This window comes from Eisenbergiella tayi, from assembly GCF_001881565.1.
GTDB classification, from domain to species: Bacteria; Bacillota; Clostridia; order Lachnospirales; family Lachnospiraceae; genus Eisenbergiella; species Eisenbergiella tayi.
In genome coordinates this window covers 1-19,345 of record NZ_MPDJ01000018.1, presented here as the reverse complement: position 1 = coordinate 19,345, position 19,345 = coordinate 1, and the positions used below count along the sequence as shown (strand labels likewise).

At 49.4% G+C, this 19,345-nt stretch carries 13 protein-coding genes; 4 read left to right on the top strand and 9 right to left on the bottom strand.

The genetic code is table 11. From position 1 onward, the window contains the following. Positions 1-69: 69 nt before the first annotated feature. Positions 70-876: an Rpn family recombination-promoting nuclease/putative transposase gene (locus tag BLA28_RS32295; RefSeq protein ID WP_069155499.1), complete on the bottom strand. Its 807-nt coding sequence runs from the start codon at positions 874-876 to the stop codon at positions 70-72. Between the two features lie 335 nt (positions 877-1,211). Here BLA28_RS32295 and BLA28_RS32285 point away from each other — a divergent pair, with 335 nt between their 5' ends. Further along, positions 1,212-1,619 (top strand): HTH domain-containing protein, encoded by a 408-nt coding sequence (locus BLA28_RS32285; protein WP_069155501.1) that lies wholly within the window; start codon positions 1,212-1,214, stop codon positions 1,617-1,619. 177 nt (positions 1,620-1,796) lie between these two features. Further along, a complete protein-coding gene (locus tag BLA28_RS32280; RefSeq protein WP_069155502.1) occupies positions 1,797-2,666 on the top strand; it encodes a DUF362 domain-containing protein in 870 nt (289 codons plus the stop codon). Positions 2,667-2,770: 104 nt separating this feature from the next. On the opposite strand, the gene BLA28_RS32275 is transcribed toward BLA28_RS32280, so the two are convergent. The 6 genes from BLA28_RS32275 to BLA28_RS32245 form a co-directional block, all read right to left on the bottom strand. After that, positions 2,771-4,693: a hypothetical protein gene (locus BLA28_RS32275; RefSeq protein ID WP_069155503.1), complete on the bottom strand. Its 1,923-nt coding sequence runs from the start codon at positions 4,691-4,693 to the stop codon at positions 2,771-2,773. A 72-nt stretch (positions 4,694-4,765) separates the two neighbouring features. Next, positions 4,766-5,680: a carbohydrate ABC transporter permease gene (locus tag BLA28_RS32270; protein WP_009255775.1), complete on the bottom strand. Its 915-nt coding sequence runs from the start codon at positions 5,678-5,680 to the stop codon at positions 4,766-4,768. Between the two features lie 20 nt (positions 5,681-5,700). Next, the gene (locus BLA28_RS32265) at positions 5,701-6,648 is read right to left on the bottom strand and encodes an ABC transporter permease (RefSeq protein WP_016359905.1); all 948 of its coding nucleotides are present in this window, start codon (positions 6,646-6,648) and stop codon (positions 5,701-5,703) included. Positions 6,649-6,758: 110 nt separating this feature from the next. After that, positions 6,759-8,507, bottom strand: a complete 1,749-nt coding sequence (locus tag BLA28_RS32260) for an extracellular solute-binding protein (protein WP_071699753.1) — start codon at positions 8,505-8,507, stop codon at positions 6,759-6,761. A 268-nt stretch (positions 8,508-8,775) separates the two neighbouring features. Continuing rightward, positions 8,776-9,528 (bottom strand): response regulator transcription factor, encoded by a 753-nt coding sequence (locus BLA28_RS32250; RefSeq protein WP_069155505.1) that lies wholly within the window; start codon positions 9,526-9,528, stop codon positions 8,776-8,778. Between the two features lie 2 nt (positions 9,529-9,530). After that, complete coding sequence (locus tag BLA28_RS32245) at positions 9,531-11,258, bottom strand: cache domain-containing sensor histidine kinase (RefSeq protein ID WP_071699751.1); 1,728 nt, start codon at positions 11,256-11,258, stop codon at positions 9,531-9,533. 622 nt (positions 11,259-11,880) lie between these two features. Here BLA28_RS32245 and BLA28_RS32235 point away from each other — a divergent pair. Together BLA28_RS32235 and BLA28_RS32230 are read left to right on the top strand one after the other, a co-directional pair. Continuing rightward, on the top strand, positions 11,881-12,393 hold the full coding sequence (locus tag BLA28_RS32235; RefSeq protein ID WP_069155508.1) for a transcription repressor NadR: 513 nt from the start codon (positions 11,881-11,883) through the stop codon (positions 12,391-12,393). A gap of 141 nt (positions 12,394-12,534) precedes the next feature. Further along, positions 12,535-13,602 (top strand): PTS transporter subunit IIC, encoded by a 1,068-nt coding sequence (locus tag BLA28_RS32230; RefSeq protein ID WP_069155509.1) that lies wholly within the window; start codon positions 12,535-12,537, stop codon positions 13,600-13,602. A gap of 144 nt (positions 13,603-13,746) precedes the next feature. On the opposite strand, the gene BLA28_RS32225 is transcribed toward BLA28_RS32230, so the two are convergent. After that, a complete protein-coding gene (locus tag BLA28_RS32225) occupies positions 13,747-15,447 on the bottom strand; it encodes a molecular chaperone HscC (protein ID WP_069155510.1) in 1,701 nt (566 codons plus the stop codon). Then, on the bottom strand, positions 15,431-18,937 hold the full coding sequence (locus tag BLA28_RS32220; protein WP_069155511.1) for a tetratricopeptide repeat protein: 3,507 nt from the start codon (positions 18,935-18,937) through the stop codon (positions 15,431-15,433). The genes BLA28_RS32225 and BLA28_RS32220 overlap by 17 nt, the downstream gene beginning before the upstream one ends. Positions 18,938-19,345 lie beyond the last annotated feature (408 nt).

Genomic DNA, 19,345 nt, shown 5'->3' with positions numbered 1-19,345 from the left:
AGAGATAAAGAACCCCCTTTTCAATCTGTCCACTTTGGAGGGGACATCCCTTCTTCATAGTGTCCATTTTCAAGGAACCCTTCTTCTTAATGTGTCCACATCTATGGGTACATTATATTCAATCCCTTCATTTCTTCCCTCAGCACGCCCTTCAACACGGCCCTCAGCACGCCCTTCCGAACGGCCCTCTTCACGTTCCTGCACTTTTTCTTCCCATGCCTGCATATATCTCACTCCCATCTCTTCACTGGCTTTTATTTTAGAAATGTGTTCATGTATTTTCCGGACAGCATCACTCCCTGTTTTTAGCATGGTTTCTTCATCCGTCTTCTCGGCATATTCCAGAAAACCGGCCAGTTCCGCTCCAACCTCTTCTCTGTTATTGCCCCTGGTATTAAGGAACATACGGACGGCACCATCAGGAAGAATGCAGTCCAAAGCCTCATCACATCTGGCCCGAAAGGTATATTTATACTTCCCCAGTCCGAAAATGTCATATGGTGTTATAACTATTATGTAGGTATCGTTTAATAAATTAAAATGAATGGATCCCGGCTCCAACAGGGAAGCATCCATCAGTGACTGATAAAATCTGCTTCTTTTCGGCAAATCATACTTCAGCTGTTTCTGCATTTCGGAATTATAGATGATTTTTTCTTCATCCATAGCATATACGTCCATTCGAATCGAACGTAAAAGGGGGCTTGTCCTCAGTTCCTTCTCTGTTTGATTTTTTGTTAAAAGGGCGATATCCCTACCTAAAATTATCTGCAAAATCGTCTTATGGATATCATCATTTTCCATAACTGCATCAAAAAGGAAACGATCCAACAGTGTCAGTTCACTGAGCGGAATCATTTTTTTACTGTCTGTCATTTAAATTCTCCTTTATTTTATCATATTTACAGGAATTGCTTCAACCATTACAAACAGAAATCAGACATAAGCATCCCTCCTTTTTGGTATAGATATGAGATACGGAATTTTGCGGCAGAACTGCCGTGAATTAAATGAGATTAAAAGATGAACTGATTATAGCACAGTCTTTTGAACAGGCCAATATAGATTCTGATAAATTTATGATCTTTTACTGCTGCATTGCTGAAACAGGGAAATACTATATAATATTTATATGCGTATCACTTATAACAAAAAAGGCACAGCACCAGGCCAGAAACATGTTGCCAGACGAATAATGGGAGGAATCAAATATGTATATCAACAACATAACTGCCGGTAACGATACTGCGACAGAAATGCAGATACTGAAAAATAAATATAATCTCACCGAACAAGAATTATGTGTCCTGTTTGATATTGAGAGTACAAATATCAGTGATGGAAAAATAGTCAGCAAGCAAAAGTTAATGTCTCTTGATACAGAAACTGCCGCTATTTCATTATTAAATACCATTAGTGATGATGCAAGATTAACCGCTTATATAGATGAACTATATGCCAGATACCACCTTAACAACTCTATATTATCAAAAATATCCGGAATTGAAGAACATATAATAAATGACTTATATAATAATCCGGAACTGATTCCTTTTGAAATAAAGTATTCACTATGTATAAAAGTGGTTTATCTGTTATTTCTTTTCTCTAACAGATAAATTGGAATATCTTCTGATACGAATTTAATCAAATATTTTACGGCGCTGCTGCATTTTTTTCTTGACTTAAAGTTAACTCCAGGGGGTAAACTTTTACTGTCACCGCTATTACTTAAACAAAAAGCACCGGCTGATTTTCAGCATCAGTCCGGCAAAGTCAGGAAAGAAGGTTTTGAAATGGAAAAATCAAAGGTTTATTTTACAAAAAATATCACCCCGGAAGCCATGATACAGATGTATGAAGCCCTGGGCCTCCGTCTTCCCGGGAAAGTGGCTGTTAAGGTTCATTCCGGTGAAATGGGCAACCAGAATTTTATCCGCCCGGAATTCATGCAGCCGATCATCCATCATGTAAAGGGAACCGTTGTGGAATGCAACACAGCCTATGAAGGAAAACGCAATACAACGAAGGAGCATTGGGAGACTATGGCGTCCCATGGCTGGACCCGTTTCTTTCAGGTGGATATCATGGATGAGGAAGGAGAAACGGAACTTCCGGTATCGGGTGGAAAACAGCTTTCTGTAAATTATGTGGGCGATCATTTCAAGAATTATGATTCCGTTCTCGTTCTTTCCCATTTCAAAGGGCATCCCATGGGCGGGTTCGGCGGAGCGCTGAAAAATATTTCTATCGGCATAGCCTCCTCTCATGGCAAGGCTCACATCCACGGAGCCGGGAACCCCGATAAAATCTGGACAGCCGATCATGATTCCTTCCTGGAATCCATGGCCGATGCGGCAAAATCCATTATGGATTATAAAAAAGGCAATATCGCCTTCCTCAATGTGATGTGCAGCATGTCCGTGGACTGTGACTGCTGTGCCGTAGCGGAGGATCCCAAGATGGCCGATATCGGTATCCTTTCTTCTCTCGATCCCGTAGCTCTCGATCAGGCCTGCCTGGATCTCGTCTATGCTTCCCAGGATCCGGGGAAAAAGGATCTGCTTGAACGGATCGAATCCCGCAATGGCGTCCATACGGTAGAAGCCGCTGCCGAGCTCGGCGTTGGAAGCCGGGAATACGAGTTCATCTCTTTGAACGACTGATAACCGGTAAAAAAGTCCGTCCGTATTCTTACTTTGTATAGTTCCTTTGCATAAAGGAACTCACATAATAAGAATAACAGACGGGCTTTTTCATTATTTAACCATTATATAAATGCAATGCTTTCCGTATCCTGCGATTCTTCCAGGCATAAAAAGCTGAGTCCCGGAACAAGGATCCATGATCCCTCCGGAGCTGCCAGACACCTTTTTGCACAGCTTCCGTCCTCCGTCTCATGAGCCATCCGGCCATTCCCCTGCAGGCCGTCCCGGCATATCCATTTTCCTTCCGGCAGTTCGGTATGGCAGTCATTCCCCGAATGGTTGATGAGATACAGCTGCTTTTTCCTGGTAACGGTCTTTACAGCCAGCGCAAAAAGCTTTTCATCCCCTGTCCGGGCCTCCGCTGCAGTACAGGGCTCGAAAACACGGGCAAACATGGCGAACACCTTGCCCATACAGGACAGATAGCAGGTATCCTTTGTAGCCTCGATAATATTCTGCCCCCAGGTATTGCACATATTGTTGAAATTGGCAAGGGCGAATTCTCCGCCGTAGCTGATATAATCCAGCAGCCTGTGCGCGCCGTTAAGGGCATAATTCCAGCTGATTTGCTGGGTCCCGAAAATATTGGCATAGTCGTTTGTCACCTCTCCATGCCATCTGAAGTCAAGTGGCATCCGGGGATCCTCAAAGGGCTCCGGGCTGTGGCAGGAAGGAAGCCATTCTGTATTTACCAGCTTCAGATTGGTTCCGTTCTTCCGGTTATATTCCCGGATTACAGGCAGTATCTGATGGACGAATTCCGGATTGCCCTGTCTGTATATCACATACTGGATCTCTTTTCCTGCGATTTCCAGCATCATTGGAAGAAGCTCCGGATCGTAGGCATAAGCTGCCAGCATCAGTTCAATTCCGGGATCCGCCAGGCGCATTTCCCTGGCAAATTCCACGCACTTCTGCGCATACTGCCGTGCAGTCCATTTTCTTCCCGGTTCGTTATCCATTTCAAACAGCCTGACCCCATAGGGCTCCGGGTTCCCGTTGAGCATACGCCGCCGTCCCATTCCCACGGTTTCAGGCGCATTCAGGTATTCCACAAGCTGTCTCGCCTTAAAGGGATCGGAGGTCATCATATTAAAACAGATCTGAGGTACAAAACCAACCAGACGGGACAGATGCAGGAATTCATCCAGTCCCACATCGTTTTCTTCCAGGCCTCCCCAGTAAAAGCTGGGCTGCGGCTCTCTGGTATCCCGATCCCCGATAGAACTTTCCCAGTTATAAAAGCTGACAAAGCAGCCTCCCGGAAAACGCACCACGCTGGGAGACGCTTCCTTCAGCTTCTCCACCACATCCGCACGCCAGCCGCCCAGGTTATCGTCCGGCATCAGGGAGGCAAAGGCCAGAACCAGCGTTCCCCGGAACGTAAATGTAATCCGGATATCCGTTATCTCATCTTCCCGGGCCTCCCATTCCCATTCATACAGCCGGGGAACCGAGGTAAGGGAAAAACAGGTCTGCTGTTTCCCGATTTTTACTGTCAGCTTTTCCTCTTCCTCCATATGTATGGTGTCCCCGAATCCATTTAATCCGGCCTCGCTCATATCACCGCGGATTCCTGCAAACAGACGGAAGCGGTACTTCTTTCCTTTTTTCAGATGAAGCCCTTCCTGTTTGAGTCCGCACTCTCCGCCGTCTCTGTTTTCCAGCAACAGGGAGGTTGTTCCCTTATGGGTATGAGTCCCGCAGGTATGAGACCTCTCAGGCGCCCCGATCAGCTGCCAGTCATTTTCCTCATAGCCGCTGTGCCAGAAAGGCGCCTCACTGTTATAATGCTCTTTATCCAGTCCCAGCCATTCCCATGTGGCAATTTTGATTGCGGGAACATCGCGGAATGCGCGGTTGTAAAGCATCTCGCTCCACATCCCGTTTACCTGCCGCCCGAAGCCCGATTCAATAAAGTTCCCGAAAATCCGCCGGTCCACCGGCTTTTGTGTCCAATTCTCTTCCACCTGAATCACTGCCATTATCGTTTCCTCCATCCCTTCCCAATACGGTTATTCTTCTCTTATTCTGTCACATTTTCATCCGTCTGGCAATCATCCTTTCACCGAACCCACCATAACCCCTTTTTCAAAGAATTTCTGGGCAAAGGGATACATGATGATCAGCGGCAGCGCCGACAGCACCATACAGGCCAGCTCAATAGTCTTGTAATTAGCTGAGGAGTTGGATACCGTTGTCAGCACGGAGGCAGCGCCCGCACTCATGGTCTCGCCCAGCTGTGCGGCGGATGCGCTGGCCTTGGTGATGGAAAGCATGTAATAGGACAGCGTCTGTATTTCCGAGGATTTGGTATAGTACAGGGTCTGGGTGTAGTCGTTCCAGGTGGCCACCGCCGTAAAAATCCCCAGAGCGCTGATAACCGGTTTGGAAAGGGGGATGACAAGCCTGAAAAATATGGTATATTCACTGGCCCCGTCAATTTTAGCCGATTCAAACAGGGATTCCGGTATGGCCTTGAAGTTGGTATTGAAAATGATCACGTTATAGAAGCCTCCGAACAGCGCCGGAAGGATATACACCCAGTAGGAATTGTATATATGCATGGCATTGAACAGGATAAAATAGGCGATAACGCCGCCGTTTAAGTACATGCTGATAAAGCCGAGCACCGTATAGAATTTTTTCCCCACCAGATTGTCCCTGGAAAAACCGTAGGCAAACATGGCTGTAAAAAGGGTCTGTACCACTGTTACAATCAGGGTTCTGGAAAGAGTGATGCCGAATGCCCGGAATATATCCGTATTCTTCAGCACCGACTTCCAGCTTTCCAGGGAAAACTCACCCGGAAGCAGCATGGCATAGCCGTTTTTTGCAATGTCCTGGGCGCTGTTCAGGGAATTGATCAGGGAATACCATACCGGGTAAACCGTAATCACCATAACGAGCACCATGACTATCGTCAGGAGAACGGAAAAGCGTTTCTCCCTTCTTGATTTGATTTTATTCATAGGAAACCTCCGTTTTCCGCTCAGAACAGCCCGCTGTCTGTCAGCTTGTTGGATACAAAGTTGGCAGTTGTCAGAAGGATGATTGCCAGTATGGATTTGAAAATATTAACTGCCGCCGCCATTCCGAACTGAAGCTGCTGCAGGCCGACCTTATAAATGTAAGTGTCAATGACCTCACTGCGTTCCAGATTAAAAGAATTCTGCAGTACATAAAGCTGATCAAAGTTGTTGTTCATAATGCCTGCGACAGCGAAAATAACCATAATCACAATCGTTCCCTTGATGCACGGAAGGGTTACAAATCTCATCTTCTGCAGCCTGCCCGCGCCATCCAGATCCGCGGCCTCATAAAGCTCCTGATCCACGCCGGAAATCGCGGCGGTATAAAGAATCGTGCTCCATCCCAGTTCCTTAACCAGATTGGATATAATCGCTATGGCCCAGAAATATTTCGGCTCCGCCATAAAGACGACAGGCTGGGAAATGACTCCCAGTTTCAGCAGGATCTGGTTGAAAAGCCCTCCGTCACCGCTCAGCAGCGTGATAACAATTCCGCCGAATACCACCCAGGATATAAAATGGGGCATATAAGTCACGGTCTGTACAAAGCTTTTAAATTTAGGGCGTGCAATTTCATTGATGAATAAGGCAAAAAGTATTGCCATCACAATATTCACCAGGTTGCCAATCAGGTTTATTCCCAGGGTATTCACCAGCATCCGCTTGAAGTCGAAGTTGCCGAATATCACCTTGAAATTCTGGAAGCCATACCAGGGGCTGGTAAAGACTCCCTTGATTCCTTCTATGACACTGTAATTCTTAAAGGCCAGCAGCAGTCCGAACAGCGGCACTATGCTGAACAGCAGCATCAGAACGGTTCCGGGCAGCATGAGCGTATGCAGCTGGAGCTGAGTGGCCCTGTCGTAGCCCAAACGAAACCCTTTCCTTTTTTTCTCTTTCCCTTTCATATGGAACCTCCGTCTTTCTTCAGGCAGATAATACATGCCCTTATGCATAAAGAATGTATGGAAGCTTTCCGGCTCCCATACACTCCTTGAGGCAGGTTTACATGCAGATATTACTTGTACAGATCGGCATTCACATCTTCTATGCTGCTGCCCTTCTTTTCACAATACTCCTGATATACCTTGTTGTATTCCTCGTCTATGGCTGTAATCTCATACTGATTCAGCGTATCGATCATGTTCTGGTATTCCGTTTCGAACGCTTCATCGGAAGCTGCCGTAACAATTTTAGCTTTCTGGGATTCCAGATAAGTCTTTACCTGGGAAAGCTTGATGCCAAGGTCGCTGGAAGGCTCAATTACCGTACTGTTCCTGAAGCCGAGCAGAGACTCGTCATAAATATATGTATCGGCATAATTGCCCAGAGCAGGCATCAGGGCAACTTCAACGCCCCTGTTGCTTGTGGGATCGGGAACAGGCTCCGTATTTCTTTCAAAAGAGGTATTGGCAAACGGCCACATCAGCACATTATTGTCATACTCTTCAGCCAGCTTCTTTGTTCCTTCCTCCGTCCTTGTAACAATGCCCTTTTCATCTATTGTATAATCGGTTCCTTCTGTGCCGTAGTAGTTGACAAGCAGCCCTTCCTGGCTGGAAGCCCAGCTTAACAGTTTGGCGATCTTTTCAGGGTTCTTACAGTCTTTGGATACAAGCGTCTGAATCCATCCGGTTCCTGCGGACTGATTTACGGGCATAGCCGGCCTGGCTCCGTTGGAGGCGAGAATCGGGCCGAAAGATACCCACGGCATATTTGTCTTGTCCTGCTGCGCCTGGTTTCCGATCCAGCAGAATACTCTCTTCGCGTCAAGATAGGTTTTCAGTGCAGTCTCATCTATGGTCAGGGTATTTACATCCAGATATCCGTCCTGTACCAGATTGTTCAGGAATTTCAGTCCGTTCTTATAGCCGGGGCTCAGCTCCGTATGTCTGTAATTCCCGTTTTCATCTACCGGCACCGCGCCGAAGTTCCATGCCACGATACCGTCCAGACTGCTGTTGATCCAAAGGTTGCACTGCAGGACGACCGGAAGCACACTCTGTCCGTCAACCTGATAGCCCGAGGTTTTCACCTTTTCACAGGCAGCATAGAAGCCATCCTCCGTCTGAACGTCTGCCTGGGTGATTCCCAGAGCATCCATGATTTCCTTATTAAACATGATACACATGTTGCTGCCCTTTTCCACCACGTCGATCCAAACCTGATCATCAGGAGGGAATACCTCTCTGTTATCTTTGGATTCCATATGGCTGGGATAAGAATACCAGCCGCCGTAGGTATCCGTCAGAGCCTGCTTGATATCCTCCGGGAAATCCTTCAGAAGATGGGAGTCCGGATCATAGGTTTCCAGGAAAGACTTCATATCCCATACCTTATCAGCCGCCACCAGCTGCTTGTACATGTCCGCATCCGTAATGGACATGACATCCGGCAGTTCCCCTGATGCTATCATCAGCCCCAGCTTGGTGATCGCATCCGTGGGAGGCTGTTCGATTTTCAGCGTAAGGCCGAAATTTTCTTCTATGTATTGTGTTGCGGGAGATTCCTTCACAGACCAGTTTGCCGTTGCCGGTCCCCAGCCGGAAACGTCGGAAAACCAATAAAGTTCGCCTGTCCCCTCCGATGCTGCCGCCGTGCCTGCCTGTGCGGTTTCTCCTGCCGCTTCACTCTGCCCGGACTGCGTTCCCGCCGCTCCGGTCTGGGCGGATGATCCGCAGGCGCTCAGGCTGAACGCCATGATTCCTGCCAGCGCCAAAGCACAAAGGCCCTTCCCGTTCCTTTTCCTTACTTCTTTTCTCATCATAACCATTCCTCTTTCTTTCTGGATTTCCAGGTGCAGTTCAGCCAAACCTGAACCCCGAACAATGCATTGCTTCCTGATTGCTTTATTCTACTATTCCCGTGATTTCGTTTGTATGGATATAATTTTTTATTTTTGTCACATATTTGACTTTTCTCATACAAAAATAACAAGGGCCGCGGCAGCTTTATCCGCGGTCCCTCCATTCTGCACAGTCATTTACAATCATCCCTGATCCCTGTCAGGCGTTTTCACCAATCCCCTTTTCCGCCTACAGCTGTCTCCGGTATGCCGCCGGGCTGATACCGGTTGCCTTCTTATAAACCTTGGTAAAATAAAAATAATCCGGATAACCCACTCTTTCCGCTATCGTCTCTATGCTGTCATTGGTGGTGCGCAGATACTCCTGGGCCTTACGGATCCGTATTTCCATAAGGTGCTCGCTGAACCCCTTCCCCGTCCTCTTCTTTATCAGGCTGCTGATATAGCTCTCACTCATTTTAAACTCACCGGACAGCACCTGAAGAGTCAGAGCCTGTGCATAATGCTCCTGTATATATTTTACCATTGCCTGTACCTGCAGCTTTTCCGACTGATAGCCCTCTTCCTGCTTATCCCCGCCGGCCTTTCCCTCTCCCGCCGCCTTATTTTCATCCAGACGCTGCTTTATCTTCACCAGATACTCCGTCAGCTCCTTCTCTTCCACCGGCTTTACAAGATAACCCGCACAGCCGAACCGCAGCGCTTTTCTGGCATATTCGAAATCCGTATACCCGCTCACCAACAGAACCTCCGCTCTCAGCCCGCTGTCCCTTATCGTCTGAAGCAGGGCGAGTCCGTCCATCCCCGGCATCCTGATATCGGAAATAATCAGATCCGGAGCCGTCCTGTTGATTCTTGCCAGGGCCTGCTCCCCATCCTCCGCCTCCCCGCTCACGGCAAAACCATAATCACTCCACTCAATCATATTTTTCAGAGTCATTAAAGCCCACGGCTCATCGTCCGCCAAAAAAACATGATACATACTCATCTGCCTCCCACCGGTAATACCATCCTGATTTCCGTTCCTTCCCCTTCCGTACTCCTCACCGTGAAAACCGCTTCCTGCCCGTAAAAAAGCCTCATCCGCCGGTAAACATTCAAAAATCCGATTCCCTGCCCGCCGTCCGGAATCGTTTCCTCTCTGTCAAAGCACTCCATCGCCCATTTCAGTTCCCTCTGCTTCTCTTCAGATATCCCGCATCCGTCATCCTTTACCCGCACCACAAGCCCCTGCCCTTCCTGCCGGACATCCACACGCACCGTTCCTTCCCCCACCTTCGTCTCCAGCCCATGAAGCACCGCATTTTCCACCAGTGGCTGTATCAGCATTTTAGGAATTTTGATCAGATAAACATCCCTGGACGCATTCACCGCCACCTTATGCTTTCCATTAAAACGATACTGGATAATCTGTGCATAACGCTGCAGATTTTCCAGTGCCTCCCTCACAGTCACCGTTTCCTCTCCCTGCACACTGTACCGGAAAAAGCTGGACAGCGCCATTGTCAGATCCGCGATCTCCTTCTCCCCGTGATACAAAGCCATCCCCCGGATACAGTTAAACGTATTATAAAGAAAATGAGGATTAATCTGGCTCCTGTAAGCAATCATTTCCGTCTGCTTCTTGGCATACTCCATTTCCAGAAATTTCCGGTTCGATTCTATAATCTCCCCATTCAGCTTCTCAATATCATCAAGCATCTGATTCATCTTCCGCGCCAAATCCCCGATTTCATTATCCTCCAGCACCTCGATACGCCGGTGGGTATCCTTCGTAAACCCTTCCATAAACGCTATCTGCCTGGAAATCGGATAAAGAATATGCTTATAAAGCATGGCACACAAAAACACCATCATAGAAACCATTGCAAAAAAAGCAACATACGTAATTTTACGCATCTGTGACGCCCCCGAAAGCAAAGCCTTTTTCGGAATCACATTCACAATCCTCCAGCCGGTTGCCCCCACATACTCCGCATAAACCAGCTTGCTCTTATCCTCCATATCCGCCTCATACTCCCCATAATAATCCTCCCATTTACCCGCCTTCACAATCGCCCTTCCGCTTCCGTCCACAAGCGCGATCGCCGACTCCTCATTCAGCAGCGCCCTGTTCACAATATCCTGAAGATTCCCCACATTAAACAAAAGATAAGCGCTCCCCAGCAGAGTATAACCTCCCACATCCTCCTTATAAACAGGCAGCCCCACCTCAAAACAGGCCTGCTTTGACGCATCATCCCACATCCTCCCCGAAAAATTCAGCATCTCATTCAGCTCCAGATCCGGCTTATCCAGAAACACATTCCCCAAAGCAAAAATCAGGTTCCCGCCCTCATCATAAAAAATAATATTCTCCAGGTTCCGGTTAATCCTCCGGTTCATCCCCACCATCCCCTGCACACGCTCCAGCGCCAACAGCCTCTCATAAACATCCGACGCCTCCAAAAAACAAAGCACAGATTCATCCTTAACCACATTCATCTGCATATTAGCAAGATCTTCCTCAAACTGCTCCATCTGCTCCCTGGCCTGCTTATATATAACCCGCGAAGCCCCCCGTGACTGCCCCATAGCCGTAGAATCAGCAATATACCCAATAACAAAAAAAGACAGAAAAAGCACCGTCCCCATAATAAAAAAGATAGCAATATAATCATGAAGCAGCTTTTTATGCCTCCCCCTAACCCTTTCCCTTATAAACCGAAGCATCCACCAGGCCCCTTTACCCTAAATATTTTTCCAAAATATTACAATATCCCTTATACCATTATAAACACCCCTCCCCCCAATTTTTATGTCATATAATTTGTATTTTGGTAAAATCTTTAACTCCCTCATCCCATATCCCTTATCCCTTCTCTCTTCTCTCTTCTCTCTTCCCTCTTCCCTCTTTCATACCCTCCCCCCCGTAAAAAAATCTCCGCCGCAGGCCTCTCCCGCCCGTCCTTGTCTCCGGCCTGTTTCTCTCCCGGGGCAGCCGCAGATATGTTTTCGTATCCATGGGAAAAAACGGTGATGTTTCTTAATGTTCCGTTCCGCCGGGAGTATGCCGCCCTTAGCGGCCTGTCTGACGAATTCAGGCGCTTCAGACGCCTGAATGAGGAGTTTTGCCGCGTTGGCAGACTCCCGGCGGAACGGAACATTAAGAAACACCCCGTTTTTGAGGCTGGATACGAAAACATACCTGCGGCTGCCCCGGGAGAGAAACAGGCCGGAGACAAGGACGGGCGGGAGAGGCCTGCGGCGGAGATTTTTTTACGGCCACACACCCCACTACCTTGCGCCCGCCACCCCCCTGTGCTACAATCAATCGAAGAAAGGAGAAATCAACATGGACGGAGAAAATCGAAGAAAGACATTGCTTGATTTACTTGCTGCCGCCGAGGAACCATTATCCGGCTCCGCACTGGCAAAGAAACTGGGTGTAAGCCGCCAGGTTATAGTCCAGGATATCGCCCTTCTCAGGGCAACCAACCGGGACATCCTTTCCACAGCCAGGGGATACCTGCTTTACACACCTCACAGCACCCGCCGCAACCGCTGTTTTATGGTTTCCCATACAACAGAGCAGATCGCCGACGAATTAAACACCATCGTAGATCTGGGAGGCAAAGTGCTGGACGTTATAGTCACCCACCCTATCTACGGAAGCATTACGGTGAACCTCATTATTTCCAACCGGAGGGATGTACAGGAATTCGTTCATAAAATAGAAACAAAACAGACAAAACCCCTGAAGGAGCTCACGGATGATATCCACTATCACACAGTGGAAGCCGAAAGCGAGGAGGTTCTGGATTCCATAGAAAAAGCGCTTGCAGAAAAAAAGTACTTGCTTTCATAACCCTTATATGCTATTTTATACCTCAAGGTGACAAGACACCTGTATTTACATATGTCAAATCACATTGCAGGCCGAAGCGGAAAAAGTATCCTGTAAAAACATCCGCATAACGTATCCGCAAAGCATAAGAGGGGAAAAATCATGGAAAAAGTAAAAAAACTCTGCAACCGTATCTTTATTGACGGCCTTTCCGGAATGGCCCAGGGATTGTTCGCCACGCTTCTGGTGGGAACCATCCTGGAACAGGTAGGCACGCTGATAGGCGGCAGTATAGGGGCCTATATTATTGTTGTGGCCACGGTAGCCAAAAAGCTCACCGGCGCCGGCATCGGCATCGGAGTCGCCAGCAAATTCAAGGAGCCGCCGCTTGTAACCGTTTCCGCAGCAGCTGCGGGCATGATAGGCGCTTATGCCAAAACCATCATCGGAGGCACCATCCTCACGGAAGGAGTGTTCACCCTGGCAGGTGTGGGGGAACCTCTGGGAGCCTTTGTAGCCGCTTACCTGGCGGTGGAAATCGGCGGGCTCGTAGCCGGGAAAACCAAGGTCGATATCCTGGTAACTCCCATTACCACCATCACAGTAGGTTCTGTGGTAGGCTTATCCATCGGCGTACCCATCGCCGCTTTCATGACCAAGGTAGGAGAACTGATCAACTGGGGCGCCGTTCAGCAGCCCTTCTGGGCCGGCATCATCGTTTCCGCCCTGATGGGTATTGCCCTGACGCTTCCCATCAGCTCGGCAGCCATCGGTGTATCCCTGAATCTGAGCGGTATTGCCGCCGGAGCTGCAGCCGTCGGCTGTGCGGCGAATATGGTCGGCTTTGCCGTAGCCTCCTTCCGGGAAAATAAAACCGGGGGCCTGGTAGCCCAGGGCCTGGGAACCTCCATGCTGCAGATGCCCAATATCATCCGTAAGCCCGTCATCTGGCTTCCCGCCATTTTCGCCAGCATTATTCTGGGGCCTATATCCACCTGTGTCTTCGGGATGACCAATAATGCCACCGGATCCGGTATGGGAACCTGCGGCCTTGTAGGTCAGATCATGGCCTTCCAGACTATGACCGGAGACGGAATGGGCGCAGGGCCGGCTTTATTCCAAATCATCCTGATGCATGTCATCGCTCCCGCTGTTCTGGCCCTTTTATTCAGTGAACTCATGCGGAAAAAAGGCTGGATTAAGCCGGGAGATATGAAACTGGATATTTAATCCCTTCCGCCTGTCAGCCCGGGATCGGAAAAGCATCATACCCTGCCATCAAAAAATGGCGGGCATGATGCTTTTTTTGCTGCCGGAATAATCCTTATCCGCTGTCATTTCCGGTACTTCTTTGCTGATACGGCAGGCACCGGCTCAATCCTCCCAAAAATCATCCAGCTCCTTCAGGGCCTCTTTCAGTTCTTCCCTGCCTTCCTCGATCCGGCTGTTATCCCTGGTATCAAGAGCTTCCTCGAACTTACGCAGGTGCATTTCCACCAGGCGTCGCTTATCCCCGATGCTTTCCTCATAAAGCCTTTCACATTTTAACCGAAGGAGCTTGTTTTCCTCCTGATCCCGGGGATGGATTTTTAAGAAAGAAAGCTCACGGAAACGTTCTTCAATCTCCTCCTCCGTCATGGTCACTTCGTCCCCTTTTATGATTTTCCTCGTCTGCTCCTGGGTGGACACCACTGTTGCTTCCACCTCCAGAATGGAATTAATATCATACGTATAGGTGATGTCGATGGCCTCTTCCCCGGCTTTGTTTTTGGGAACTTCCAGTTCCACACTGCCCAGAAGCAGGTTATTGGCCGCAAACCGGCTTTCTCCCTGCAGGACCGGAATGCTTATTTTCGTCTGGTCATCATAAATCGTATAGAAACGTTCCGTCCGGCTGGCGGGAATCACCGTATTTCTCTCTATGATAGGACAGAAATGGCCGCTTTCATATTGTCCGGAGATCCTTTCCTTTACCGCGATCTCCGTTCCCAGCGTAAAGGAACAGACATCCGTCAGGATCACTTCTTTGATCGCCTGGTTTCTCTCCTTCATGGCTGCCTGCACCGCAGCGCCCAGGGCCACGGCCTCATCCGGGTTGATATGGGTATCCGGCACCCTCCGGAAAAGCCGCCCGATAAACTGACGGACAATGGAAAGCTTGGTCGCTCCTCCCACCAGAACCACCTCGTCTATCTGGGACAGCCGGATTCCCGCATCCGACAAGCTCCGTTTCACAGGCCCGCGGATTTTTTCAAACAAAGACTCGCAGGTCTCCTCATATTCCGTTATCCTGAAGGTTTCCTCCATTTCCTCCCCATCCAGTATGCAATGCATCACAGATACCCTGTTTTCCGAAAAGCCCAGCTTGCACTGCTCCGCCTGTTTCTTTATATACAGACGTTTTTTCAGGCTGAGTTCCTCTTCCTGGATCCCGCGGCGTTTCAGGAACATTTCATATAAAACCTCCGTGAAATCCTCCCCGCCCAGGAAGTTATCGCCGGCAACGGCGCGTACCTCCAGGATACTGTCATACATTTCCAGGATGGATACATCAAAGGTTCCTCCGCCCAGATCAAATACCAGAAACTTGCTGCTGCCTTTCTTTTCATACAGCCCATAGGCGATCGCCGCCGCGGTCGGCTCGCTGATGATCCTCTCCACTTTCAGCCCGGCCAGTTCCCCGGCCCTTTTGGTCGCCTTCCTTCTGGTATCGTTGAAATAGGCAGGAACACTGATGACGGCCTCCGTCACCTCCTCGCCAAGAAAGCTTTCCGCATCCTCCTTCAGGGAACGCAGGATAAAGGAAGAAAGCTCCTCTGCGGTGAATTCCTTTTTCCCCAGACGGTATTTCCTGCCGCTTCCCATGCTGCGCTTGAACACATCCGCCGCTGAATCCGGATACAGCGCCATGCGTTCCCTGGCGGTTTCCCCCACATAAACCTGTTCCTCTTCATCTATGCTCACAATGGACGGGGTAAGATGATTCCCCAGCCTGTTAGGAATTATTTTCGGTCCCTCTTCTGTAAAATACGCCGCAAGACTGTTTGTTGTACCCAGATCAATTCCTATTATCATGCTTTTCTTCCTTTCCATACGCTTGTGCCGTCGTTATGCTGTCTGTTGTCTTTTTTCGGAAAAAGCCCGTCCGCTGTTTCTTTCCCTCTGCTGCCTCCATACAATCTCTGAAGCGGAGCCTTGTGCTGCTGTCGCTGCTGTCAATATCCAGCGCCCTCCTGTAATAGCCGCAAGCTGCCGCAAAGTCTCCCGCCGCCTGTGCCAGCAGGCCCTGTCCTGCATAGTATTCCCAGCATTCCCGGCTGCTGCAGTGACGGCACATTCCGTTTGCCGGCTGCTCCTGTCCGGCTTCAGCTTCCTTCAGGCACGGAGTCATGGCATGGAAGCTGTCCGCCGCTTCCTTCATTCTTCCCGAAAAATAATAGACTTTCCCAAGCAGATAGAGCCTTGCATTTCTGTATTTTTTCATATCCAGATATGCCTGAAGGGAACCATATTCCTTTTTCCATACTCCTATCGCCTTATCCCCATAGCTGCGGGCCGCCTTGAATCTTCCCCTCGTTCCCAATATCTCAGTCATCACACGCAGGCAGTCTTCATAGAGGGCGTCGGTTTCACGCAGGGAGACAAACGCTGTTTTCATGGTTTTCAGCGCTTTCCTGCTGTTTTTCATTCCGTTCAGGTAAATATCGGCAAGCCTCATATAGGCACGGGAATATCCCGGCTCCTCCTTCAGGGCCTTTTCACATAGTTCAATGGCCTTTGCATAGTCTTCCTTCAGCTGATAAATATCTGCCAGCTTTACCAGATAGTAGGATTTACGTATTTTCTTCAGCTCCAGGATTTCCTCCGTTTCCAGGATCGCTCTGTCCAGCATCGGTGCCGTTCCGATTTTACAGTAAAGCTCCGCCAAATCCCAGCGGACCGATGCATTTTCCGGGAACTCGGACTTGTTTTTTTCATAGGCCTCCGCTGCCTTATCAAAACGGCGCAGCCGTTCATAGCAGTCTCCCAGCCCCCTGAAAAAGACGATGGATTCTTTCTCCGTACGCAGGGATACCGCCTTTTCAAAAAGCCGGAGAGCCTCCTCATATCTTCCGCTGTATTTGCAGGAGCATCCCCAGTTATAATAGGCATAGGCATTTTCCGGTTCCAGCTGTGCCGCTTTTTCAAAGTCAGCCTCCGCCTTCTGCCATTCACAGCTTTCTATAAAAAGCTGCCCCCGTTCAATATAATAATAGGCTTCCGGTGTCTGTTCCAGCTGCCTGCTGCTGTAATCAAGCGCCTTTTCATAATCCTCTTTCTTTTCCCGCTGTCCGTATTTATCCCGGTAATAGGCCGCAAGCCGGCTGTAAGCTCTGGGATGTTTGGGATTCAGACGCACCGCCTGCTCCAGACATTCTATTTCTTTTTTCTCCTGGGAGGTATTCTTATAGCAGGCCGCCATATCCGTCCAGATATCCGCATTTTCCGGAATGATTTCCTTTACCTCTTCATAGGCTTCCAACGCTTTGGACCAGGAACCGTTCTGATACAGCAGATCTCCCTTCACCCAAATATGGGTATAGGAGGGATCCAGCCTGACGGCGGCATCTATCCGCTTCAGAGCCGTTTTGATATCGCCCAGGCTCGCCTGGCACAGCGCCATTTCCCGGAAAACCTCCGCTTCCTGCTGCTCCAGCTTTTCCCTTTCCTTTTCAGGAAGGACACCGTCCGGCGCTTCCTCCTGCAGCCGTTTGCCATCCTCCTCCAGCTCCGTCAGAAGATCGGCCGCCAGTTTATATACTTCCTCATATGCTTCCTTTTCTTCCGCCGCCAATCTGCGCGCCTTAACCTTCAGCAGCTCCAGCTTCCTGCTGGACACCTCCGCTTCCTCCGCCTGTTCCACAATATGCAGCGTATCCTTATGCTGACGGTAAATATGAAAAACCTCCGCCGCAAGCTCATAAGGCTTTGCCAGCCCGGCATAGATATCTTTAATGGCATAGAAATCATCCACAACCTGCTGGGCCATATGCAGTTCAAAATAAGCCTCCTGCCTGGTCAGCAGCGCGGGCAGATATCCCTTATCCTGCTCCAGTATGCGGTCACATACATCCACACACTCCTGATATCTTCCCAGCCTCAGAAGCGCATCCGCCTCCAGCTGCCGGAAATTGGGCTCATCCTTCCGGGCCAGGGCTTCCTTCGCAGCCTCCAGGGCGCCCTCGTAATTTTCCTGCATCTTCCGGGAAGCCGCCAGCAGGCTGTAGGCAGTGGCAAACCGGGCCGGAAGCTCCTGCTTGTCTTTTTCCTCCTCCACCTTTTCCCTGCGGATACTTTCCACCCATTCCCCGAACTGTTTTTCCGCCCTGGCAAAATCCTTCTCGTTATAATAAAAACGTCCCAGCAGGCTGTGATACTCCGCCTGATTCTTTTCATCCGGGACAATATCCTCCATCAGTTCCACACCGAGCCGACTGTCTTCGTTCTGCAGAAGGCACCAGCCCAGCTTGAAAAACAGGGAAAGATCTTCCCTTTCCGCCTCCCATTTTTCCCGGTATACGGGAATCAGCCGCTCATTCACCTCACGGATGGCGTTCCTCACATCAGGCGTATCATAGCCGATATCCACCAGATGGATCAACCGGGCTTTGGCTTCCTCCTCTTTCCCGTGGCTGCCCTCATATTGGCCGCACCGCAGTCCTGCCATATAGCTTGAAGGATCCTTTTCCAGGACCTTCAGAAAATCCGTATAGGCTCCTTCTTCATCCCCGGCAGCCATTTTCACCTGCCCGGAAATGTCCCGCAGCCAGGAATCCTCCGGTGTTTTCTCCACCACAGACAGCATCAGCTCCCTGGCCTTTCCCTTTTCCTCCTTCTGCACCAGAATGGCAGCATAAACAGCATCCTGGTAAGGATGGTAAACCCCGGTTTCCTCCAGCTCCCGATACCGCGCCAGCGCTTCGTCCGCCTTCCCTTCCCTCCAGATATTCCTCATTTCATAGAAGCAGTTGAGCCAGGTATCATAATCGCCGTCCCCCGGTCCTTCAAACAGCTGAAAAGGGAACCATTCCTCCTGGGTACACTTACTCTGTATATAGTTTAAAAAATCCATAGGAAAACGCCTCTGCAGATCCTCCATATCCTCCTGCAGGGACAGCTTTTCATCCACTATCTTCCATATATTTCCCGGCAGCCGGAAATGATCCGTCAGGAACTTCAGCAAAGCCTCCCTGGCATCCAGCATAGTCTCCAGGCTCACGCAGACATCGTTCTCCAGCAGTTCCTTCCACACCTTCTCATCTATCCGCGACGGCAGCCAGTTATAAACATCCCTGATCTCCATCAGCCAGTCCCCAACCGGCCCCTCCGGAAGCTCCATTTCCTGAGAATCCGTCTCCGCCGCCAGCTCCAAAGCCATCTCATAAGCCTTGCGCAGCCTCTTAAAGCCTTCCGGATCCTCCTCCGGATTCGTACTCACCAGCCTGCTCCGGTACGCCTGCTTTATTTCTTCTTCCTCTTTTGTAGCCTCTATCCCCAAAACAAGCCATATCTGTTTTTCATCCATAGTAATCCCATCCTTTTTACACGGTAGCTTGTTCCTATTTTAATCCTGTTTCCCTCCATGATCAACAAAATCCAGGAATAAATCCCGGATTTCGTAATAAGAGCGGCGTTTTCCCCTTGACATCCCGTCTGTGTTTTCGACTTCAGCCATTCCGTCTGCGGGCCTTGCTTTCCCGGGTTTTGCTTCCCGCCCTGCGGCCTGTCTCCGATGGGGTTCGTATACCCTGCGTGGGCACGTTCTCACTCTGCTAAAAACGCAGCGGTACTAAGATTGCACAGGACGCAATCTAAGGACCGGCGTTTTTAGAAGGCCCGTGTAGGGTCTGGCTTTTATCCTAACCTAGATGAGTATAAGACAACGCCGTAAACACAACAGAAACACGCACTAACTATATGTAACGGAATAATT

Excerpts from the sequence above, each read along its gene's own strand:
- BLA28_RS32260 (WP_071699753.1), bottom strand. The coding sequence starts at position 8,507 with ATGATGAGAAAAGAAGTAAGGAAAAGGAACGGGAAGGGCCTTTGTGCT.
- BLA28_RS32295 (WP_069155499.1), bottom strand. The coding sequence starts at position 876 with ATGACAGACAGTAAAAAAATGATTCCGCTCAGTGAACTGACACTGTTG.
- BLA28_RS32280 (WP_069155502.1), top strand. The coding sequence starts at position 1,797 with ATGGAAAAATCAAAGGTTTATTTTACAAAAAATATCACCCCGGAAGCC.
- BLA28_RS32285 (WP_069155501.1), top strand. The coding sequence starts at position 1,212 with ATGTATATCAACAACATAACTGCCGGTAACGATACTGCGACAGAAATG.
- BLA28_RS32225 (WP_069155510.1), bottom strand. The coding sequence starts at position 15,447 with ATGATAATAGGAATTGATCTGGGTACAACAAACAGTCTTGCGGCGTAT.
- BLA28_RS32235 (WP_069155508.1), top strand. The coding sequence starts at position 11,881 with ATGGACGGAGAAAATCGAAGAAAGACATTGCTTGATTTACTTGCTGCC.
- BLA28_RS32265 (WP_016359905.1), bottom strand. The coding sequence starts at position 6,648 with ATGAAAGGGAAAGAGAAAAAAAGGAAAGGGTTTCGTTTGGGCTACGAC.
- BLA28_RS32220 (WP_069155511.1), bottom strand. The coding sequence starts at position 18,937 with ATGGATGAAAAACAGATATGGCTTGTTTTGGGGATAGAGGCTACAAAA.
- BLA28_RS32270 (WP_009255775.1), bottom strand. The coding sequence starts at position 5,680 with ATGAATAAAATCAAATCAAGAAGGGAGAAACGCTTTTCCGTTCTCCTG.
- BLA28_RS32275 (WP_069155503.1), bottom strand. The coding sequence starts at position 4,693 with ATGGCAGTGATTCAGGTGGAAGAGAATTGGACACAAAAGCCGGTGGAC.
- BLA28_RS32250 (WP_069155505.1), bottom strand. The coding sequence starts at position 9,528 with ATGTATCATGTTTTTTTGGCGGACGATGAGCCGTGGGCTTTAATGACT.
- BLA28_RS32245 (WP_071699751.1), bottom strand. The coding sequence starts at position 11,258 with ATGCTTCGGTTTATAAGGGAAAGGGTTAGGGGGAGGCATAAAAAGCTG.
- BLA28_RS32230 (WP_069155509.1), top strand. The coding sequence starts at position 12,535 with ATGGAAAAAGTAAAAAAACTCTGCAACCGTATCTTTATTGACGGCCTT.